This is a genomic window from Agromyces sp. Leaf222, assembly GCF_001421565.1.
Lineage (GTDB): Bacteria > Actinomycetota > Actinomycetes > Actinomycetales > Microbacteriaceae > Agromyces.
The window spans coordinates 2,334,209-2,354,544 of sequence record NZ_LMKQ01000001.1 but is presented as its reverse complement, the minus strand read 5'-3'; the positions used below and the strand labels follow the sequence as shown (position 1 = coordinate 2,354,544).

19 protein-coding genes and 1 pseudogene are annotated in these 20,336 nt (G+C 68.4%); 17 read left to right on the top strand and 3 right to left on the bottom strand.

The annotated features are described in order from the left end of the window. The 4 genes from ASE68_RS10440 (at window position 1) to ASE68_RS10425 (ending at window position 5,168) form a co-directional block, all read left to right on the top strand. A complete protein-coding gene (locus ASE68_RS10440) occupies window positions 1-852 on the top strand; it encodes a sugar phosphate isomerase/epimerase (RefSeq protein WP_157421603.1) in 852 nt (283 codons plus the stop codon). Beyond that, window positions 849-2,594, top strand: coding sequence for a family 43 glycosylhydrolase (locus ASE68_RS10435; protein WP_200921697.1), 1,746 nt, complete (start codon window positions 849-851; stop codon window positions 2,592-2,594). The genes ASE68_RS10440 and ASE68_RS10435 overlap by 4 nt, the downstream gene beginning before the upstream one ends. 34 nt (window positions 2,595-2,628) lie before the next feature. Beyond that, window positions 2,629-3,432: an SDR family oxidoreductase gene (locus ASE68_RS10430; protein WP_055858078.1), complete on the top strand. Its 804-nt coding sequence runs from the start codon at window positions 2,629-2,631 to the stop codon at window positions 3,430-3,432. A gap of 233 nt (window positions 3,433-3,665) precedes the next feature. Further along, window positions 3,666-5,168: an MFS transporter gene (locus ASE68_RS10425; RefSeq protein ID WP_055858075.1), complete on the top strand. Its 1,503-nt coding sequence runs from the start codon at window positions 3,666-3,668 to the stop codon at window positions 5,166-5,168. 52 nt (window positions 5,169-5,220) lie between these two features. On the opposite strand, the gene ASE68_RS10420 is transcribed toward ASE68_RS10425, so the two are convergent. Next, complete coding sequence (locus ASE68_RS10420; protein ID WP_235480821.1) at window positions 5,221-6,264, bottom strand: helix-turn-helix transcriptional regulator; 1,044 nt, start codon at window positions 6,262-6,264, stop codon at window positions 5,221-5,223. 329 nt (window positions 6,265-6,593) lie between these two features. Between ASE68_RS10420 and ASE68_RS10415 the strand changes: the two genes are divergently transcribed. The 13 genes and pseudogenes from ASE68_RS10415 (at window position 6,594) to ASE68_RS10365 (ending at window position 19,130) form a co-directional block, all read left to right on the top strand. Then, window positions 6,594-8,843: a glycoside hydrolase family 2 protein gene (locus tag ASE68_RS10415; protein ID WP_082462166.1), complete on the top strand. Its 2,250-nt coding sequence runs from the start codon at window positions 6,594-6,596 to the stop codon at window positions 8,841-8,843. Beyond that, on the top strand, window positions 8,840-10,237 hold the full coding sequence (gene uxaC / locus ASE68_RS10410; RefSeq protein ID WP_055858069.1) for a glucuronate isomerase: 1,398 nt from the start codon (window positions 8,840-8,842) through the stop codon (window positions 10,235-10,237). The genes ASE68_RS10415 and uxaC overlap by 4 nt, the downstream gene beginning before the upstream one ends. Continuing rightward, complete coding sequence (locus ASE68_RS10405) at window positions 10,234-11,649, top strand: mannitol dehydrogenase family protein (RefSeq protein WP_157421602.1); 1,416 nt, start codon at window positions 10,234-10,236, stop codon at window positions 11,647-11,649. The genes uxaC and ASE68_RS10405 overlap by 4 nt, the downstream gene beginning before the upstream one ends. Before the next feature lie 45 nt (window positions 11,650-11,694). Beyond that, window positions 11,695-12,933, top strand: coding sequence for a D-mannonate dehydratase ManD (manD, locus tag ASE68_RS10400; RefSeq protein ID WP_055861129.1), 1,239 nt, complete (start codon window positions 11,695-11,697; stop codon window positions 12,931-12,933). A gap of 154 nt (window positions 12,934-13,087) precedes the next feature. Continuing rightward, the gene (locus ASE68_RS10395) at window positions 13,088-13,687 is read left to right on the top strand and encodes a DUF1345 domain-containing protein (RefSeq protein ID WP_235480820.1); all 600 of its coding nucleotides are present in this window, start codon (window positions 13,088-13,090) and stop codon (window positions 13,685-13,687) included. Between the two features lie 216 nt (window positions 13,688-13,903). Further along, entirely contained in the window at window positions 13,904-14,386 is a 483-nt protein-coding gene (locus tag ASE68_RS10390; protein WP_055858067.1) for a ferritin-like domain-containing protein, read from the top strand. Between the two features lie 37 nt (window positions 14,387-14,423). Continuing rightward, the gene (locus ASE68_RS20540) at window positions 14,424-14,591 is read left to right on the top strand and encodes a hypothetical protein (protein WP_200921696.1); all 168 of its coding nucleotides are present in this window, start codon (window positions 14,424-14,426) and stop codon (window positions 14,589-14,591) included. 149 nt (window positions 14,592-14,740) lie between these two features. Further along, window positions 14,741-15,184, top strand: a pseudogene (locus ASE68_RS10385) (fibronectin type III-like domain-contianing protein); the annotation flags it as partial. A gap of 87 nt (window positions 15,185-15,271) precedes the next feature. Then, window positions 15,272-15,985 (top strand): TIGR00266 family protein, encoded by a 714-nt coding sequence (locus tag ASE68_RS10380; RefSeq protein ID WP_055858056.1) that lies wholly within the window; start codon window positions 15,272-15,274, stop codon window positions 15,983-15,985. A gap of 121 nt (window positions 15,986-16,106) precedes the next feature. After that, window positions 16,107-16,898 (top strand): ABC transporter ATP-binding protein, encoded by a 792-nt coding sequence (locus tag ASE68_RS10375; protein WP_055858052.1) that lies wholly within the window; start codon window positions 16,107-16,109, stop codon window positions 16,896-16,898. Continuing rightward, window positions 16,880-17,590, top strand: a complete 711-nt coding sequence (locus ASE68_RS20735) for a hypothetical protein (RefSeq protein ID WP_235480819.1) — start codon at window positions 16,880-16,882, stop codon at window positions 17,588-17,590. The genes ASE68_RS10375 and ASE68_RS20735 overlap by 19 nt, the downstream gene beginning before the upstream one ends. Then, window positions 17,578-18,450 (top strand): hypothetical protein, encoded by an 873-nt coding sequence (locus ASE68_RS20730; RefSeq protein WP_235480818.1) that lies wholly within the window; start codon window positions 17,578-17,580, stop codon window positions 18,448-18,450. Before ASE68_RS20735 ends, ASE68_RS20730 begins: the two co-directional genes overlap by 13 nt. A 77-nt stretch (window positions 18,451-18,527) precedes the next feature. Then, window positions 18,528-19,130 (top strand): dihydrofolate reductase family protein, encoded by a 603-nt coding sequence (locus tag ASE68_RS10365; RefSeq protein ID WP_235480817.1) that lies wholly within the window; start codon window positions 18,528-18,530, stop codon window positions 19,128-19,130. A 71-nt stretch (window positions 19,131-19,201) separates the two neighbouring features. Here ASE68_RS10365 and ASE68_RS10360 read toward each other — a convergent pair whose 3' ends face one another. Both ASE68_RS10360 and ASE68_RS10355 read right to left on the bottom strand, forming a co-directional pair. Beyond that, window positions 19,202-19,402 carry a hypothetical protein gene (locus ASE68_RS10360; RefSeq protein WP_055858047.1) on the bottom strand — a complete coding sequence of 67 codons (201 nt, stop codon included), beginning with the start codon at window positions 19,400-19,402 and terminating at the stop codon, window positions 19,202-19,204. 81 nt (window positions 19,403-19,483) lie between these two features. Beyond that, a complete protein-coding gene (locus tag ASE68_RS10355) occupies window positions 19,484-20,311 on the bottom strand; it encodes a LuxR C-terminal-related transcriptional regulator (protein WP_055858044.1) in 828 nt (275 codons plus the stop codon). Window positions 20,312-20,336 lie beyond the last annotated feature (25 nt).

Genomic DNA, 20,336 nt, shown 5'->3' with positions numbered 1-20,336 from the left:
GTGTTCACCACACGACCGATCAGCGTGCAGCTGTACACGGTGCGCCACGAACTGGCCGACCTGGATGCGACGCTCGGGCGCCTCGCGAACGCCGGCGCCCAGGCCGTCGAGCCGTTCTCGGTGTACGACCGCCCAGCAGAGCTCTCCGCCGCCGCGGCGGCGAACGGGCTCGCGATCCCGACCGCCCACGCACCGCTGCTCTCCGACACGATCAGGCTCGCCGGACGCGAGGTACCGGTACCGCCCGCTTCCGCCGCCCTCGCCGCAGCGCGGGCGCTCGGCGCCGACATCCTGATCGACCCGATGGTCGACGCTGACCGGTGGCGTACCGCCGACGACATCGCCCTGACCGCCGACCGGATGAACGCGCTCGTCGAGCTGGCCGCCGCCGAAGGGCTCGTGGTCGGCCACCACAACCACTCGTTCGAGTTCCATCACCGCATCGGCGACCTGACCGCGTACGAGTATTTCGTATCGCTCCTCGATGAGCGCGTCGCCCTCGAGCTCGACGTCTACTGGGCGGCGGCCGCGGGGCAGGATGTGCCGGCGCTCGTCGAGCGGCTCGGCTCCCGGGTCAGCGCGCTGCATCTCAAGGATGCCGCCCGGGCGGTCGACGTCTTCGCCGCCGGTGGTGACGACGACCCGGCGGCGCTCACGCAGTGCGCGCTCGGGTCGGGGCGTCTGTCGAACGACGAGGCTCTCGCCGCAGCGCCTGCAACCTGTCTTCCGGTCGTCGAGTTCGATCATGTCGAGGACGCCTTCACCGCGATCGCCGCGTCGATCGCGCATCTGCAGGCGATTCGTACACCGGCTGGGCCACTGCCGACGGATGCCGCGGGGGCGACCTCGTGACCGCGCGGATCGTCTGCAACCCGCTCGACCTCGCCTACCGGTATCAAGACGTGCGGACGCCGTTCGCCGGTCGCAGCGTGCACCGCGAAGCGGCCGACCCCACGGTCGTCTTCTTCCGCGGCCGGTACTTCATGTTCGCGTCGATGACCCGAGGGTTCTGGTACTCCGACGACCTGGTCGAGTGGACCTTGCAGCCGAGCGAGAGGATCCCGGCGATCGACTACGCACCCGACGTCCGCGAGGTCGACGGTGCGCTGCTCTTCACGGCGTCGCGGCGCACGAACGGCCGTTTCTTCCGCAGCGTCGATCCGCTCGCCGATGACTTCGAGGAGGTCGCCCCGAGCGACATCGCGTTCTGGGACCCCGACACCTTCCAAGACGACGACGGCCGGCTCTACCTGTACTGGGGCTGCTCCCACAAGGAACCGATTCAGGGCGTCGAGCTCGACCGTGCGACGCTGCAGCGCATCGGCGAGCCCGTGCCGCTGATCGCCGCCGACACCGAGACCCGCGGATGGGAGCGAACCGGCGACGACTACGTGCCCGTCGTGCGCCGCGGGCTGATGGGCAAGGTGATGGACGCCTACATCGGCGACGCGCCGTTCATCGAGGGCGCGTACATGACCCGCGTCGGTGACCGGTACCACCTGCAGTACGCGGGCCCGGGCACGCAATTCAACACGTACGCCGACGGCGCCTACGTGGGCGATAGGCCGCTCGGCCCGTTCGTGTACGACCCGCACAGCCCGTTCTCGTCGAAGCCCGGGGGCTTCATCACCGGCGCGGGGCACGGCAGCACCTTCCAGGACCGGCACGGCAACTGGTGGCATGTCGCAACCATGCGCGTCTCGGTCAACGCCGACTTCGAGCGACGGATCGGCCTGTTCCCGGCCGGGTTCGACGATGACGGCGTGCTGTTCTGCAACCAGAACTTCGCGGACTACCCGATGCAGGTGCCCGACCGTGCGTTCGACCCGTGGGCTGAGGCATCCCCGGGCTGGATGCTCCTGTCGCACCGCGCTGTCGCGATCGCCTCGTCGTCGGCCGACGGGCACGACCCGGCGCTCGCGACCGACGAGTCGGTGCGCACCTGGTGGGTCGCCGGCACGGATCGACCGGGGGAGTGGTTGCAGCTCGACCTCGGCGCGGAGGCGACCGTCCACGCGCTGCAGGTCAACCTCGCCGACCACGGCCTCGCCGCGCGCGCACCCAAGCGCCGCGACCTCGCGAAGGCGACGTTCGGCAAGCGCGCCGTCTTCCCGGACCCGCAGCCGACCGAGGTTCGTCTCGAGCTCTCGCTCGACGGCGTGGAGTGGGCGGTCGTGCACGACACGATCGGCACGCGCGAGGACGCCCCGCACGCGTTCGTCGTCCTGCCCGAGGCGCGACGTGCACGGTACATCCGGGTCACCGCGGGCGCGATGCCCTTCGGGGGTGCCTTCGCCGTGAGCGGGTTGCGCGTGTTCGGCCTCGCCGACCTGCCCCTTCCCGGTGCGGTCGACGTCGGCGGCGAGCGGCGTGATCCGCGCACGGCCTCGTTGCGGTGGGAGGCCGTGCCGGGCGTCGTGGGCTACAACGTGCGGTACGGGCTCTCGCCCGACAAGCTCTACCACTCGTGGCTCGTCTACGACCGGACCGACCTCGAGGTCGGGTCGCTGAACGCGGGGCATCCGTATTGGTTCGCCGTCGACAGCTTCAACGGCGCCGGCGTCACAGCCGGTGCCGTGGCCTGCCTCCACTGACCCAGCCCACCTCTCTCAAAGACAGGAATCGAACATGCAGATCGCACAGAAGGTCTTCGTCGTCACCGGCGCCGGCGCCGGCATCGGACGCGAGACGACGCTCCGCCTCCTCACTGGTGGAGCATCGGTCGCCGGGGTCGACCTCAACGCCGACGGGCTCGCCGAGACCGCCCGGCTCGCCGGAGCAGGCAACCGGTTCTCCCAGCACGTCGCGAACATCACCGACCGCGAGGCGGTCGCCGGGCTTCCGGCGGCCGTCGAGGCGGCGCACGGTCAGGTCGACGGCATCGTGAACATCGCCGGCGTGATCCAGCAGTTCGTGAAGGTCGTCGACCTGCCGCTCTCCGAGATCGACAAGGTCATGAACGTGAACTTCGGCGGCGTCATGAACATGTGCAAGGCGTTCCTGCCGACGCTGCTCGCCCGTCCTGAGGCGGCGATCCTCAACGTTGCGAGCATGGGCTCCTACGCGCCGGTGCCCGGCCAGGCCGTCTACGGCGCCTCCAAGGCCGCGGTCAAGCTCCTGACCGAGGCGCTCTATGCGGAGCTCCTCGACACGAACGTGCAGGTGAGCGTCGTGTTCCCGGGCGCGATCGGCACCGATATCGCGGCGAACTCGGGAGTCAGCCTGGCGGGCGACGCATCGACCGAGACCGCCACGTACAAGACGACCAGCCCGGTCCAAGCGGGCAAGGTGATCGTCACGGCGATCGAGAAGGCTCGATTCCGCGCCACGATCGGCTCCGACGCGGCGGCCATGGACCGGCTGGCCCGCCTCAATCCGCGGTTCGCGACCACGCTCATCGCGAAGCAGATGGGCGAACTCCTCGAGGCGTGACGGCCGGAGTCCCCGGTGACGCGGGCCAGAGCGCAGTCGCACGCGCTCTGGCCCGCGTTCGTCATGTGGCGCTGTCTCCGCGCCGCCAGGTTGCGCCGGTTCTCTTCTATGTCTGCTCGGCGGCTTCTATCGGGCGGGCTGCTCGTCTTCCTACTCTTGCCTTCGGCTCATCAGGAGGCCGACGGAATGAGCCGTCGGCAGACCGAGCGGATTCTCGAAGGAGCGAACACGCAATGGCGCGTAACCCGAAGCAGACGGCCAGCGAGGCGGACGGCGTCACCTACCGTCGCGCCAAGACGTGGGAGATCGCCCTCTCCCAGATGAACAACGGCTCGGCGATGATCTTCTACGTCCTCGTCGGCCTCATGAGCTACCTGCAGAACGCCGGCTACGGCATCGCGGTCGTCGCGGCGGGGCTCATCCTCACGCTCACCCGCGTCTTCGACGGACTCATCGACCCGCTGCTCGGGCTGATCATCGAGAAGGTCGACTTCCGGTTCGGCAAGCTGCGCTTCTTCATGCTCGGTGGTTGGGCGATCCGATCCCTTGCGATCCTGCTGCTCTTCGTCTGGGCCCCCGACAGTGGGTTCGGCGCCGTGTTCTTCATCGCGATCTACGTCGTCTACATCATCGGGTCCTCGATGAACGACATCGCCGGGCAGATGACCGGACCGGTGCTCACCAACGACCCTCGGCAGCGGCCGTCCGTGCAGGTGTGGGCCACCGTCTACGCGTACTTCGTGCCCGCGATCTTCTCGATCCTCTCGACGGTGGTCTTCCTGCCGCGCCACGGCAACCAGTTCACGGTCGAGATGCTGAGCGAGACCGCGCTCACCTACGTGGCCTGCTCGCTGGTCTTCCAGGTCCTCGCCTGCGTCGGCGTCTCCCGCGTCGACAAGCCCGAGAACTTCGCCCACGTCTCGGTCGACCGCGCCAAGGCCGACGTCTCGATGCGCGACATGTGGAACCTGCTGACCAAGAACGGGCCGTTCCAGCGCTACTTGATCAGCGGCGCGGCCGACAAGCTCGCCCAGGTGGTGAAGTCGCAGGCCGTCATCGGGACGCTCATGTGGGGCATCCTGCTCGGCAACATGCAGCTCGGATCGGTGCTCGGCCTCATCGCGATCCTCCCGGGAATCGTGTTCGCGATCTTCGGTTCGCGCTACACCGGCAAGCACGGCTCCAAGGCCGCCACCATCACGTGGACCTGGCTCTGCCTGATCCTCGCCGTGATGCTGACCGTGTTCTGCCTGGTGGTCGACATGGGCTCCATCCTCGGCAACCTGGGGCTCACGATCGGGTTCTTCCTCGTCTACCTGCTGCTGAACGGCACCTCGATGGTGGTTACCGTCGCGCAGGGCGCCATGCGGGCCGACGTCATCGACTACGAGCTCGACCGCTCGGGAAAGTTCCTGCCGGCCACGGTCACGGCGACGTACAACATCGTCGACCAGGTCATCTCGTCGCTCGGGGCAGCGCTGGCTCTCGGCGCCGTCGCCCTGATCGGGTTCACGGCGGTCATGCCCCAGCCCACTGACAGCCCGTCGACGGCGATCCTGCTGATGAGCCTCGCGTTGTTCTTCGGCCTGCCGATCCTCGGATGGGCGATCTCGCTGATCGCCATGCGCGGCTACAAGCTCGACCGAACCGAGATGATCGAGGTGCAGAAGCGGGTCGCCGAGAAGAAGGAAGCGCTGCAGGCGGCGGACATCGAAACCGAGGGCGTGCTCGCCTGACGAGCGCCGATCTCGAAGGCCGCGGATCGCAGATCCGCGGCCTTCGAGCGCGTCAGGCCGTGTGGGCCTCGCGATACGCGGTCGGCGTCATCCCGTGTGCCTCTCGAAATACCTTGACGAAGTAGTTCGCGTCGTCGTAGCCGACGAACAGCGCGATATCGCGCACGCTCTGCGTCGTCGTGGCGAGCAGTCGGGCCGCGCGCTCGGCCCGCTGCTGGGCTGTGTACGCGACGATGGTCATGCCGGTGGCCGACTTGAAGCGGCGCGCGAGCGTGGAGGCGGACACTCCGAGCCGGTCCGCGAGGTCGGTCGTCGAGACATGGCTGCTGAGATGGAGGTCGATCTCGTCGGCGACGCGACGTACGAGCGGCGGATACTCGCGCTGGTTGTGGCGTCGGACGTACCGGCAGAATTCCGTGACCATCTGCGCGGTGAACGAGGCGGACCGCTTCGGGTCCGAAGAATGGCCGATGCGGTGCAGCCGTTGCGCATACTCCTGTGAGATCGCGTCGACGGTCACCGGTGGCAGCCCGCCGCGCTGCGCCGCGACTCGGGCCATGATCCGCAAGATGGTCGTGCCGAGGAACGGCGTGTTCAGGTAGCTGATCGTCTGCGGCATCCGTCCCATGCGTTGCAAGGCGGAGAGTGCCTGTTCGGAAGAGCCCTCCTCGACCGCGTCCATGAACTCCCGTTCGAGTCGGTACCGCTCTTCGATCACGGTGAATGCGGCAGACTGCAGAGCCTCCCCGACCCCGGGGGCGATCGTCCCGCCTTCGGCCTCGACCTCGCGAAGGCTGCCGAGCGCGTCCTCGCCGCCGCCTGCGCGAAGCAGGCTGGCAGCTCCGCGGTACACGTATTCGGCATCGACGATCGCGTACCTGGTGCGGTAGTGCTTGTAGATCGGGAGGTGGGCACTGGGAATGCCCAACCGACTCATGGCCTCTTCCGCGACACCCGGATGCATGGGCTCGTGCGTGTACGGGCCGATGACGAGCAGGCGGTCATCCCAGCGGACGAGTGCGATCGCCATCCCGAGCGGCTCACGGATCTCATGCACGACCTGCCGGTCCATGTCGCGCACGAACGCTCGGAGCACCGATGCAGTGAAGGCGGGTTGGATGCGCGGGTCGAGGCAGTGCGCCGACTCGAACGCGTCGAGCGCCGGTGCGATGTCGGTCGTGAGTTCGATCGGGCAGCTCAGGACCTCGGCCACCGCGGCCGCGATGGGCTCGAGGGCGTCCTGCGGATGCGCTTGCGGATGCGACGACGTCGTCATCGAGGTACCTCGGTTCGTGTGACCTGCAAGAGTGTGCCGAATCAGTTCTGATCGCGCGTGATCAGTTCTATCATCCTCCCGTCCGTGGTTCGTATCGTGGTTGAGCCCAGCCGGCGTGCGCCGGCGAACTCTCGTCGAAGGAGACTCCCATGCCGCAGCCCGCTGCCACCGACGCCCGCCGGGCCACGGCGATCCACGAGGGGTGGGCGTACTCGCCCGCCGAACTGCCCGCGGGGTCGAGTTGGGACGAGATCGCGGCCGCGGGGGAGCAGGTCGTGCTGCCGCACACCTGGAACGCGATCGACGGACAGGCCGGCGGCGAGTACCGTCGCGGTCGCTCGACGTATGCACGGGTGATCGAGGCCGATGAGTCCGATGTCGAGACCTGGGTCGAGTTCGCGGGCGTGAACTCGTCGGCCGAGGTGTACCTGGACGGACGCCTCCTCACCACTCACGATGGCGGCTACTCGACCTTCCGCGTGAACCTGACGGACGGGCTCGCGGACGGATCGGGAACGCTCGTCGTGATCGTGGACAATGCGAAGAACGAGCGGGTGTACCCGCAGCAGGCCGACTTCACCTTCTACGGCGGCATCTACCGCGAGGTGCGCCAGATCACCGTCGGGCGCGAACACTTCGACCTCGCCGACAACGGCGGCCCCGGCCTGATCGTCATCGCGCACCTCGACGGCGACCGCGCCGAGGTCGCGCTCAGTGCGGCGGTGGTCACGACCTCCGGCGGATCTGCGACCGGCGTGCGCTTCGCCGTCGACGGCGAAGCGACCGTGACCGTGCCGCTCGTCGACGGTGAGGCGAACGCGACGCTCTCGATCGAGCACGTGCGCCGTTGGCACGGCCTGCGCGACCCGCACCTCTACACGGCCCGAGCCGAAATCCTCGCCGGCGACGCGGTGCTCGACGAGGTCGAGCTGCGGTTCGGTTGCCGGGAGTTCGAGGTCGACCCGCAGCGCGGTTTCCTGCTGAACGGCGAGGAGTACCCGCTTCGCGGAGTGTCGCGCCATCAGGACTTCGAGGGCGTCGGCAACGCGATCACGGAAGAGGTCAAGCAGCAGGATCTCGCGTTGGTCCTGGAACTCGGTGCAACGACCGTTCGGCTCGCGCATTACCAGCACGACCAGCGCTTCTACGACCTCTGCGACGAGGCGGGCCTGGTCGTGTGGGCGGAGATCCCGCAGATCACCGTCTTCCTCCCCGGAGCGACCGAGAACGCCCGCGACCAGCTCACCGAGCTGATCGTGCAGAACCGCCACCACGCGAGCATCATCTCGTGGGGCTTGTCGAACGAGATCACCCTCGCCGGATCGGGCGAGGACGTGATCGCCGCCCATCGCGAGTTGAACGATCTCGCGCACGAGCTCGATCCGACCCGCCTGACCGCCATGGCGAACCTGTTCCTCCTCGAGACCGACCATCCGTTGGTCGGTCTGCCCGACGTCATGTCGTACAACCTCTACTTCGGTTGGTACGTCGGCGACGTCGCCGACAACGACACCTGGCTCGACGACTTCCACGCGGCATACCCCGAGATCGCGATCGGACTCGCAGAGTACGGGGCGGATGCGAACGCGCAGTTCCAGTCGGCCGCTCCCGAGAAGGGCGACTACACCGAGGGGTACCAGGCGTCGTACCACGAGCACATGGTCGGCATGATCGAGGCGCGGCCGTGGCTGTGGGCCACGCACGTGTGGAACCTCGCGGACTTCGGGTCCGCCGGTCGTGACGAGGGCGGCGTTGCGGGCCGTAACCAGAAGGGGCTCGTCTCGTTCGACCGATCGTTGAAGAAGGACGCCTTCTACGTGTACAAGGCGGCGTGGTCGAGCGAGCCGTTCGTGCATGTCGCGGGTCGTCGTCGCGCCGAACGGGCGGAGGATGTCACCGAGGTGATCGTGTATTCGAACCAGGAGCGGGTCGTGCTGTCGGTCGACGGCGTCGAGGTCGGCGCGATCGAGGGTCGTCGCACCTTCCGCTTCCGGGTACCCCTGACCGGCGAGCACGAGATCACCGCCCGCTCCGGCGATCTCGCCGACACCATCGTGCTCCGCCGGGTGGACGAGGTTCCTGCGGCGAGTGTGATGCCCACGACGTCCATCGCGAACTGGTTCGACGAGGCCGAGCTGCCGAGCCCCGTCGGGTACTTCTCCGTTCGCGACTCGCTCGGCGACATCAAGCAGTCCGAGGACGGTGCGCGCGTGATCTCCAAGGTCCTCGAAGCCGTGTCGACGAGCCGTGGTGAGGTCGGTCATGGCGTCGAGATCCCGCCGGCCATGCAGGCCATCGTCGACCGGATGAGCGTGGAGAAGCTCATCAAGCAGGCCGGTGGCGTGTCCATCGAGCACGTCGCCGCGTTGAACGCCCAGCTCAACCTCATCGCCAAATGACATCGCCTTCCCGAAATCCCGCCAGGTTGCTGCCGGTCGACCCGGCGACGCGTGCGGTCGCGCTCGATCTGTACGAGCGTGTGGCGGGGAGCCCGATCATCTCGCCGCACGGGCATGTGCCGCCGTCGCTGCTGCTCGACGACGAGCCGTACCCGGATCCAGTGGGGTTGCTGGTCACGGGTGACCACTACGTGACCCGCCTCCTGCACGCCGCAGGGGTCGACCTCGCCGACCTGGTCGTGGACGAGGCTGCCGGGCGCGATGCTCGCACGGTGTGGCGCACGCTCGCGGCGCACTGGCACCGGTTCGCGGGCACGGCGTCGGGGTACTGGATCGAGGAGGAGCTCGACGGGGTCTTCGGCATCACGACCCCGCTCGGCCCGAACACGGCAGATGCGATCTACGACGAGATCACCGCGGCGCTGGTGCGTCCGGAGTTCCGGCCGCGCGCACTGTTCGAGCGATTCGGCATCGAATTCCTCGCGACCACCGACGACCCGCTCGACGACCTGTCCGAGCACGCCGCACTCGCGGCATCCGGCCTCCCCGGGCGGGTGGTTCCGACGTTCCGACCGGACCGGTATCTCGATCCCGATGCGGTCGGGTTCGCGGGCAACGTCGAGCGACTGCTCGCCGCGACCGGACAGCCCGGTGACTTCGCCGGGTACCTCGGCGGGCTCGAAGACCGGCGCGCGCACTTCATCCGGCACGGGGCGGTCTCGACGGATCACGGGGTCGAGGAGGTGTTCACGGTCGACCTCGACCCCGCAGAGGCTGAGCGGCTCTTCCAAGCTGTCGTCGCCGGTCACGCGAGTGCGGGGGAGCGGCGTGCGTTCCGCGGGCACATGCTCGTGCAGATGGCGCGCATGAGCGTCGCCGACGGACTCGTGATGACGATCCACCCGGGTGTGCTCCGCAACCATTCGAGCGCCACGCACGCCCGGTTCGGACCGGACACCGGTCACGACATCCCGGTCGCGACCGAGTTCACGCGCGGCATCCGACCGCTGCTGGAGCGGTACGGCCTGGAGCCTGACTTCCATCTCGTGCTGTTCGCGGTCGACGAGACCACCTCCTCCCGTGAGCTCGCGCCACTCGCAGGGTTCTACCCGAGCGTGTACCTGGGTGCACCGTGGTGGTTCCTCGACGCGCCCGACGCGATCGCCCGACACCGCGCCGCCGTGACCGAGACCGCGGGCTTCTATCGCTCGAGCGGGTTCATCGACGACACGCGGGCATTCCTGTCGATCCCGGCACGTCACGACACGGCACGACGGGTCGACGCCGGGTTCCTCGCGCGTCTGGTCGTCGAGGGACGGGTGCGCATGGATGCCGCGGAGCGCATCATCGACGACCTGGTCGACGCCATTCCCCGAGAGGTCTTCAAGCTGTGACCGCCACCACCACAGCTCTCGCCGACGTGCGCCTGTCGCGTGCAACGGCAGGGGTCCCGACTCCGCCGGAGCGGATCGTGCACTTGGGTCTCGGCGCGTTCCACCGCGCGCACCAGGCCTGGTACACGGCGCACGCGGCCGATGCCGACGAGTGGGGGATCGCCGCATTCACCGGTCGCAGCCGCGACCTCGTCGACCGGCTCGGCCCGCAGGACGGCCTGTACACACTTGTCGAGCGCGCCGCGAACGGCGACCGGTTCGAGCTGATTCCCTCGATCGTGCGCGTCGAGGCCGGCGACGACGTGCCCGCGTTCGTCACGGCCGTCGCCGACCCTCAGGTCGCGATCCTCACGCTCACGATCACCGAGGCCGGCTACCGGCTCTCCGCCGACGGCACTCCGGACCTCGAGGACGAGGCCGTGGCATCCGACGTCGAACTACTGCGGAACGCGTTCACGCGCGACGCCCCTGGCGACACGACGGACGCCGTCCGGCCCGCAACTGCGCTCGGCCGGGTACTGCTGGCCCTCGACGCCAGGCGTCGCACTGGCGCGGGCCCGATCGCGATCGTGCCCTGCGACAACCTGCCCGACAACGGCGGGCTCCTGGGACGCGCGCTGGCCGACCTCACCGGCCGGACCTCGCCCGACCTCGCCGCGTGGTTGGCGGCGTCGGTCTCGGTTGTCTCGACCTCGATCGACCGCATCACGCCGGCGATCGACGCCGATGCCGAGTCGCACGCCGTCCTCGAGGCCACCGGATGGCTCGACGTCGCGCCCGTCGTCACCGAACCGTTCTCCGACTGGGTGCTCGAGGGAGACTTCCCAGCCGGGCGCCCCGACTGGGAATCCGCGGGCGCCAGGTTCGTCGACGAGATCGCCCCGTGGGAGAACCGCAAGCTCTGGATGCTGAACGGCGCTCACACCGTGCTCGCGACCTTCGGCCAGACCCGCGGCCACACCGTCGTCTCGGCCGCGATCGAGGATCCGGTCTGCCGCGACCTCGTCGAAGCCCTCTGGGACGACGACGCCCGCCAGTTGCCCGGGTTCGACCTCGCCGACTACCGGGCCGCGCTCCTCGAACGCTTCCGCAACCCCCGCATCGAGCACCGTCTCGCGCAGATCGCGCAGGACTCGACCACCAAGATGCGGTTGCGCATCGTGCCCGTCGCGCTCGGCCGACTCGCATCCGGGCACGAGGCGCCAGGTTGCGCCGTCGCGATCGCCGCGTGGATGCTCGGCGTGCGCGCCGGCTGCGCACCGGTGCCGGAGGGCATCGACCAGGCAGCGATCGCCGAGCTCGATGCATCCGCCCGGCATGCGCTGCTCGCCGCATTGCATGCACGCCTCGCGGATGACGCCGGCTTCGCCGCACACGTCGCCGACGCGGTCACCGCGCTCGAGACATCCTGACCCCGAAACCCGCTCACCCACGATCCACGGAGCAACACCATGAGCATGATCATCGACCGGGCTGACGTCATCGTCACCAGCCCCGACCGCAACTTCGTCACCCTCAAGATCACGACGGCAGACGGCCTGACCGGCCTCGGCGACGCGACCTTGAACGGGCGCGAGCTCGCCGTCGTCGCGTACCTGACCGAACACCTCGTGCCCCTGCTCATCGGAGCGGATGCCGCGAAGATCGAGGACACCTGGCAGTTCCTCTACCGATCCGCCTACTGGCGGCGCGGGCCCGTGACGATGGCCGCGATCGCCGCGGTGGACATGGCGCTGTGGGACATCAAGGGCAAGGCAGCCGGAATGCCGGTGTACCAGTTGCTCGGTGGCGCATCGAGGAACGGGCTGATGGCGTACGGGCACGCGTCCGGCAAGGAACTCCCCGAACTGTTCGACTCCATCCGCTCCCATCAGGAGCAGGGCTATCGTGCGATCCGCGTGCAAACGGGCGTGCCGACGCTGAAGGCGATCTACGGCATCGCCGCGCAAGGCGCCGACGTCGGCGACGCATCCGTGCGATACGACCATGAGCCGGCACGCCGCGGGGCGAAGCCGGTCGAGGAGGACTGGGACACCCGCGCCTACCTGAACCACCTGCCCGGCGTGTTCGAAGCCGTCCGCAACGAGTTCGGTCCCGACATCCCGCTGTTGCACGACGGGCACCACCGCATGACGCCGATCCAGGCCGCCCGCCTCGGAAAGGACCTCGAGCCGTACGACCTGTTCTGGCTCGAGGACTGCACCCCGGCCGAGAACCAGGAGGCCCTGCGCCTCGTGCGCCAGCACACCACGACACCGCTCGCGATCGGCGAGATCTTCAACACGGTCTGGGACTTCAAGGACATCATCCGCGACCAGCTCATCGACTACGTGCGCGGCGCGGTCACCCACATGGGCGGCATCTCGCCGCTGAAGAAGACGCTCGACTACGCGGCGATGTACCAGATCAAGTCCGGCATGCACGGCCCGACCGATATCTCCCCGGTCGGAATGGCCGCCGCCATGCACCTCGGGCTGTCGATCCACAACTTCGGCATCCAGGAGTACATGCGCCACGGCGCGAAGACCGACCAGGTCTTCGAGCAGTCCTTCACCTGGAACGACGGGTACCTGCACCCCGGCGACAAGCCCGGCCTCGGCGTCGAGCTCAACGTGGACGAAGCCGGAAAATACCCGTACGAGCAGGCTTACCTGCCGTACAACCGTCTCCTCGACGGCACCGTTCATGACTGGTGACCGATGACCGGCGCAACCCTCTCAGCTCGCGACCCTCGAGCCGCTCGCCGATGAAGAGCGCGGTCACGTCGTCTCGATCGAGTTCCGACGTGACAGCATCGCAACCATGATCGCAATTCGCACTCACAAGGTCGCTGGCACGGCGGTTCGCACCGTGGTCTCGTCGTTCGTCGGAGTCGCGGTGGCCGTGCCGGTCGGTTTCGCCCTGGGCTTCGCATCCGCATTGCTCGCCGGGTGGGCTGCGGGTGCCGGCACGGCCACGGTGTGGATCCTGCTCATGGTCTGGCCCATGGATGCGGCTGCGACGCGATTGCATGCGGTCCGCGAGGATCCCGGGCGGCGGTTCGCCAGGCTCCTGGCGATCGTCGGGAGCCTGATCAGCTTGGGCGCTGTGGCGGTCGTGCTGATCGAGACCAAGGATGCCGGCGAGGTCGAATCGTTCCTGCTGGCCGGGGTGTCGGTGCTCAGTGTTGCGGCATCCTGGGCGCTCATCCAGACCGATTACCTGTTGCGGGTGGCACGCGAGTACTACACCGATCCCATCGGTGGCATCGATTTCAATCAGGATGAGGATCCGATGTACACGGACTTCGCCTACTTCTCGTTCGGGCTCGGCATGACCTATCAGGTGGCCGACACGAACGTGCGAACCAACGCGGTTCGCCGCATCGTGCTGGCCCAGACGCTGCTCGCGTACCTCTTCGGCGCGGTCATCCTGGCGACGGTGATCAACCTCGTCACCGGCTTGGGCTGACGCCGTCGTCGTCGCGCAGCCTTCCTCTTCCTCAGTTCAGGTCGGGTATCGCCGAGAGCCCCCGAGCAGCCTCGCCATCGCCGAAGCGTGGTTCGTCATAGAGGTATCCCGGGCCCACGGCAACCCCCTGTACTCCCGGCACGTGATCGCCGACCGTTGGGAGTCGACGAACCTGGGCGCCCTGCACTCCGCGGAGGCCCCGGAAAGGAAACCCCAATGGTCCAGCAGACGCTCGAGAGCCCGACCGAGTTGCTTCATTTCCAGCTCCGCACCGCGCTGACGATGGAGAACGATTCCCTCGAGGCGCTCGGAGAGCTCGCGAAGGCGGCGAAGTCGGCGGAGATCAAGAAGCTGTTCCGCCACCACGCCGACGAGACGAAGGAACAGCTCGCGAACCTGAAGCAGGTCTTCGCCCTGCTCGAGTTCAAGGAGTCCACGGCTCCGTCGCCGAGCACGAAGGGCATCTCGAAGCAGGCGGTCTCGCTGCTCGAGCGGAGCGCTCCCAAGCTGCGCGATCAGGTCGCGCTCTCGAGTGCCCTCGGCAACGAGCACTACGAGATCTCCGCCTATCAGGGACTGATCCTGCCGGCGACCTCATTGGGCCTCACGGATGCCGTGGCGCTGCTTCAGGCCAACCTCGACCAGGAGGTCCACACCAGTGAGGAACTCAAGGCCACGCTCGAGAAGATCCTGGCCTGAGTCGACCGTCCATCAACCAGGCAGAGAAGGGCGAACCATGTCAGATGCCAACCCCGCAGGCGGCGAGACCGACCGTGCGGACGAGATCATGAACCCTGAAGACCTGCCCGCGCAGATCGAGGTCACCGAGCATGACGGCGTCAACCGCATCGATATCGCGGATGCCGCGGCCACTCGCCCGGGCGATCCCGGCGGTCAGGGTTGATCGAGCAGGGCGCGGCGAAGCGGGCGGAGGCGGATCAGCCGCCGTCCGCCCGCTTCGTGGTCGGTGTCAGATCTCGATCGGGAGGTTGAAGAGCCGCTTCGCGTTGCCGGCCAGGACGAGGTCGCGGTCGGCGTTGCTGCGCGTTCGCGAAGGTCTCGCTCGAGCCGGGCGAGGCGGCCACCGTGTCGCTCGAGCTCGAACGACGGGCGTTCGCGCACTGGGACGCTCGCGGTGCCCGCTGGTGGGTCGATCCCGGAATTCATCGGGTCGAGCTCGGCCGTTCGGCGACCGACATCATCGAGGTGCGCGACCTGCCCCTCGAGGGCGACGTCGAACGACCTGCGCCGCTCAGCCTGATCTCGACGGTCAAGGAATGGTTCAGCCACCCCGTCGTCGGCCCCGCCCTCATGCAGGGCATGATGGCGAACGCGACACCCGAGCAGCAGGCCGCCGCCCAGGCGAACGGAAACGCGCTCAAGATGGTCGAATCGATGCCGATGGGCCAGTTCGCGAGGTTCCCCGGCGTCGAGATCGCCGATGAGGCGCTCGAGCAGTTGATCGCGTTGAGCGTCGCCGGCTCGAGCGGCTCGTAGCTCCGGGGTCCTCCCCGCGATCAGCGAGCCTCTGCAGCCGGAAGTCGGTCTGGTTGGAGTCCGAGCGGTGCACCTATCGTGGAACGCATGAAGTCGACTATCGCGGGTACGACCATGCCGATCCTCGAACTGAACCTCGACGCAGGCGAGAAGGTGGTCGCCGAGGGCGGCGACGTGGCCTGGATGTCGCCGGGGTTCGCGCTCGACACGTCGACGGTGCACGGCACCGGCGGTGGCGGAGGATTCATGGGCGGTCTCAAACGCGTGCTCGGCGGTGCCCAGTTGTTCCTGACCGAGTACACCGCGCCCGCGCAGGGCGGACTGCTCGCCTTCGCCGCGCAGCTGCCCGGCACCATCCGCCAGCTCGACATCGACGCGGCGGACTCGTTCATGGTGCAGCAGGGGTCGTACTCGGCGAGCACGGCCGGCGTGGAGGTGTCGGTGGGCCTGCAGAAGAAACTCGGTGCCGGCATCTTCGGCGGCGCGGGCGTGATCTTCCAGAAGCTGAGCGGCGACGGCACCGCGTGGGTGCAGCTCGCCGGCGAGATCACCGAGTACGACCTGCCCGCAGGCCAGTCCCTGCTCATCCACCCCGGGCATCTCGCGATGTTCGAGGCCCAGATGAACCTGGAGTTCACGTCGGTCAAGGGCATCAAGAACAAGTTCTTCGGCGACTCGCTCTTCCTCGCCGAGATCCACGGACCTGGCCGCATCTGGCTGCAGTCGATGTCGCCGGCGAAGCTCGCCGCCGCCATCGAGCCGTACCTGCCCGACCGCTCGTCCAACTCCAGCAGCTCCTGATCGTCTGACGGCCGGCATCCATCGTCCGACGCCCGGTATCCGTCGCGTGGGGGATCTCCTGACGACCACGGGTTCGTAGGGTGGATGACGTTGGCCGAAGACGATCGAATCGGAGATCTGCATGACGGACGAAGCTCGACTCACGACGACGGCGGATACGGGGCCGGCGCTGGAGATCCGAGGGCTGGTCAAGCGCTTCGGCGACAAGGTCGCCGTCGCAGGCCTCGATCTCGAGGTGCCGAGCGGATCGTTCTTCGGCCTCGTCGGCCCGAACGGTGCCGGCAAGACGACGACACTGTCGATGGCCACGGGCCTGCTGCGTCCGGATGCCGGTGAGATCCGCATCCACGGCGTGGAGGTCTGGCGTGATCTCGTCGAGACGAAGAAGCTCGTCGGGATCCTCAGCGACGGCGTGCGGCTCTTCGACCGGCTCACCGGCATCCAGCTCGTGACGTATGCCGGGCTGCTCGGCGGCCTGCCTCGAGAGGTGGTCGCGGGGCGCGCGGCCGAGCTGCTGCAGCTGCTCGATCTCGACGGCGCCGGCGGCACCCTCGTCGTGGACTACTCCGCGGGCATGACGAAGAAGATCGCGCTCGCCTGCGCACTGGTGCACGCTCCGCGACTGCTCGTGCTCGATGAGCCGTTCGAGTCGGTCGACCCCGTCTCGGCGGCCAACATCCGCGACATCCTCGACGGATTCGTGCACTCGGGCGGCACGGTCATCGTCTCGAGCCACGCGATGGATCTCGTGCAGCGCATGTGCGACCACGTCGCGATCATCGCAGAGGGCCGCGTGCTCGCATCCGGCACGACCGATGACGTGCGCGCCGGCTCGACGCTCGAGGACCGGTTCGTGGACCTCGTCGGCGGCCGTCGGGCAGGGGGTGGGCCGGAATGGTTGCGACGCTCGTAAGGCTCCGGTTCCTGCTCCTCTGGAACTCGGTGCAGCGGAGCCCGTGGCAGATGGTCGCGATGGTGCTCGGCGCCCTCTACGGGCTCGGCATCCTCGTTGGGGTCGTCGCCGGGCTCTTCGCCCTCAGCTTCGCGCCGATCGAGGTGGCTCGCGCCGTCGTGGTGCTCGCGGGGGCGGCGCTCATCCTCGGGTGGACGGTCCTGCCGGTGCTGACGTCGGGCATCGACCAGACGGTCGAGCCGTCGCGGCTCGTGGCGTACCCGATCCCGCTTCCCACGCTGCTCGTCGCGCTCACCGTGAGCGGCGTGCTCGGCGTTCCGGGCATCGTGACCTCGATCGCCGCGCTCGGCACGGCCCTGACCTGGGTGCGGTATCCGCTCGCGGCGCTCGTCGCGATCGTGTGCGCGGTGATCGGCGTGCTCACCTGCGTCGTCGGATCGCGGATGCTCGTCGCCCTGGTCTCCGTCATCGGCGAGGGCCGGCGGTTCCGGGAGGCCAAGGCGCTCGTCGTGTTCATTCCGCTGATCCTGCTCGGGCCGATCATCATCGGGTTGCAGCGACTGCTGAGCGACAACTTCGACACCCTCCCGCAGATCGGCTCGGTCATCGGATGGACGCCGCTCGGGGCGATCTGGGCGGTTCCGGCCGACGTGGCGGCCGGCGAGTTCGGTCGTGCCGGGTGGAGTTCCTGATCGGCGTCGCGACGCTCGTCGTGTTCGCGATCGTCTGGCGCTGGAGCCTCGCCAAGGCGTTGGAGACACCTGCGCGCTCGACGCCGGCGAAGGCCTCGAACCGAGGGCTCGGGTTCTTCGGCGTCTTCCCCGGAACCCCGGCCGGTGCCGTCGCGGCGAGGGCGCTGACGTATTGGATCCGCGACCCCAGGTACGCGCAGTCGCTGATCACGCTGCCGCTCGTGCCGGTGTTCGTGCTCTTCTACTCCGGCACGAACGGCGACCTGACGCCGCTCAACTCGGTCGGTCCGATCATCGCCGTGCTGCTCTCGATGTCGATCTACACGGATGTCTCGTACGACAACACCGCGTTCGCGCTGCACCTGCAGAAGGGCGTGAGCGGACGCGACGACCGGATCGGCCGGGTGGTCGCGCTCGCGGTCTTCGCCGTGCCGCTGTCGTTGCTGACCGTGCTCGGCACGGTCTGGCTGACCGGCGCATGGACCGCGCTTCCCGGGCTGCTCGGCATCACCATCGGCGTGCTCCTCAGCGGATTCGCGCTGTCATCGCTGGTCTCGGGCATGTTCATCTTCGCCGTGCCCGCGCCGGGGGAGAGCCCGTTCAAGTCGAAGCCCGGAGGCGGCATGAGCCTGATGCTGTCGCTGCTCGTGACGTGGAGCATCCTCGCGATCCTCGTGCTGCCCGAGCTCGTCTTCGCGATCATCGGCTTCACGACCGGCCAGGTCGTCTACGGCTGGATCTCGCTCGTGCTCGGCATCGTGCTCGGAACGGTGCTGCTCGTCGTCGGCATCCGCGTCGGCGGGCGCACGCTCGATCGTCGGGGTCCCGAGCTCCTCGCGCAGTTGCAGCGGCAGAAGTAGCGGCGAGGCATCCGCTCGCCCCTGCCGGGAGTGCGATCGCACGGCGACGGTAGTATGCCGAGCATCGAACCGCCGACGTGCTCGCCGAGAGCACCGTGAGGAGCGTCATGGGCAAGGTCGCGTGGGGATTCACCTGTTCGATCGACGGCTTCATCGCCGGACCGGGACATGACATGAGCTGGTTGTCCGCCGGGGAACCGCTGGCCGAGGGCACCACGGAGCGCATGGCGCACGCCGTGGCGGTGATCATCTCGGGCAGGAGCGGCTACGACGCGGCGAAGGCGCAGCAGGGCGAGCGCGATGAGCTGACCTCCGAGGCGTACGGCGGCGCGTGGTCGGGGACCGAGTTCATCCTCACCCACCGGCCCGACGAGATCGCGGACGACCCGTCCATCGTCGCCCTGGACTGCGACGTCGTGGAGGCGGTGCGCCGCGCCAAGGAGATCGCCGGCGACCGGGATGTGCAGATCATCAGCGCCGACATCGCCCGTCAGGCTCTCGAACACGACCTCATCGACGAACTGCAGGTCTTCGTGGCCCCGGTGTTCCTCGGCGACGGCACTCGCATCTTCGACGTCCCGGGTGGGCGACGGTACGACTGGGAGCTCGTCGACATCTCCGAAGACGCGGAACGAAGCTTCGGGCGCACCTATCGGCCGAAGGGCGCTCGCAGGGACTGAAGGTCGTCTCGACCGCAGGCTCGCACGCGGCGCGTCGGCCGGCTTCGACTCGGAACCGCCTCGCGGCCTGCTCAGGACCCGGCGTCGACGAGGGTCGCGAACAATTCGTACACCATGTACGCCGGCCAGACGATGCCCTGGAAGAACGCCCCGATGAACTCCCAGAACGCATCGGCACGCTGGAAGAAGAACACCCAGGCGCCGATGATGCCGAGCCCGTAGATCGCACCCCCGCCGGCGAAGCAGCCGGCGTTCGAACTCCTGTCGGTCATCTGGACCTCCCGCGGCACACGATACGCCCGACAGCGCGCATCCGGCATCCGGCATCCGATTCGCCGAGCCGAGTGCGCAGGCTATCGTGCGAGCGCGGCCAGCTCGGATCGGCTGCGGGCGCCCGCCTTGCGCAGCAGGTTGGAGACGTGGAACTTCACGGTGTTCGTGCTGATGCCGAGCTGCGTCGCGATGGACTGGTTGCGTTCGCCCGCGACGAGGAGACGGAGCACCTCGCGCTCACGGGTCGAGAGCGGCACGGCATCGGCGAGCGGCTCCGGCTCGACGGGGGGATCGAGCGGGAGCCGGATGTCGAGCGAGGTGCCCCAGCCCGGCGTCGAGGAGACCGCCAGCGCACCGTCGAGGGCCGAGACCCGCTCGGCGATCGGACGCAGGCTGTCGTCGTGCGCGGTGAGTTCGCCCTTTCCGTCGTCGCGGATGCCGATCAGCAGGTTCAGCCCGTCGCAGTCCCACTGGATGCGCACGCGTCGCGTCTCACCCTGGTCGACGAACGCGAGCACCGCGCTGCGGACGATGGCCCGGGCCGCGTGCGCCACCTCGCCCGGCAACGCGCGGCCGGTCGCGGGGGGTTCCACGAACTGGACCTCGAGGTCGCCGTACCTGACCAGTGGATGAAGGTCGACCTTGAGCCGCGCGAACGCGCCGACGACCGGCTCCAGCAGGCTGCTCCGCTGCTGATCACTGGCCATGCGCAGGCCGACGAGGGCGGTCGTGGCGATCTCGGCGGCCATCGTTCGGGCGCCCCGGTCGTCGAGCCGGCTCGAGCGCAGGATCGCCAGGAGCGATTCGAGCGTGATGGCATGCCGATCCGCCTGCTCCGCGACCATGCTCGCGTGCTCCAATGCGAGAAGGCGGGATGCCGGTGAGGGGAGGTCCGTGTCGGGATTCATGTGGCTCAACCTACCCGTCATCAGA

Coding starts and splice junctions, on each gene's coding strand:
- ASE68_RS10430 (WP_055858078.1), top strand. CDS start 2,629: ATGCAGATCGCACAGAAGGTCTTCGTCGTCACCGGCGCCGGCGCCGGC.
- ASE68_RS10425 (WP_055858075.1), top strand. CDS start 3,666: ATGGCGCGTAACCCGAAGCAGACGGCCAGCGAGGCGGACGGCGTCACC.
- ASE68_RS10415 (WP_082462166.1), top strand. CDS start 6,594: ATGCCGCAGCCCGCTGCCACCGACGCCCGCCGGGCCACGGCGATCCAC.
- uxaC (WP_055858069.1), top strand. CDS start 8,840: ATGACATCGCCTTCCCGAAATCCCGCCAGGTTGCTGCCGGTCGACCCG.
- manD (WP_055861129.1), top strand. CDS start 11,695: ATGATCATCGACCGGGCTGACGTCATCGTCACCAGCCCCGACCGCAAC.
- ASE68_RS10390 (WP_055858067.1), top strand. CDS start 13,904: ATGGTCCAGCAGACGCTCGAGAGCCCGACCGAGTTGCTTCATTTCCAG.
- ASE68_RS20540 (WP_200921696.1), top strand. CDS start 14,424: ATGTCAGATGCCAACCCCGCAGGCGGCGAGACCGACCGTGCGGACGAG.
- ASE68_RS10380 (WP_055858056.1), top strand. CDS start 15,272: ATGAAGTCGACTATCGCGGGTACGACCATGCCGATCCTCGAACTGAAC.
- ASE68_RS10375 (WP_055858052.1), top strand. CDS start 16,107: ATGACGGACGAAGCTCGACTCACGACGACGGCGGATACGGGGCCGGCG.
- ASE68_RS20735 (WP_235480819.1), top strand. CDS start 16,880: ATGGTTGCGACGCTCGTAAGGCTCCGGTTCCTGCTCCTCTGGAACTCG.
- ASE68_RS10360 (WP_055858047.1), bottom strand. CDS start 19,402: ATGACCGACAGGAGTTCGAACGCCGGCTGCTTCGCCGGCGGGGGTGCG.
- ASE68_RS10355 (WP_055858044.1), bottom strand. CDS start 20,311: ATGAATCCCGACACGGACCTCCCCTCACCGGCATCCCGCCTTCTCGCA.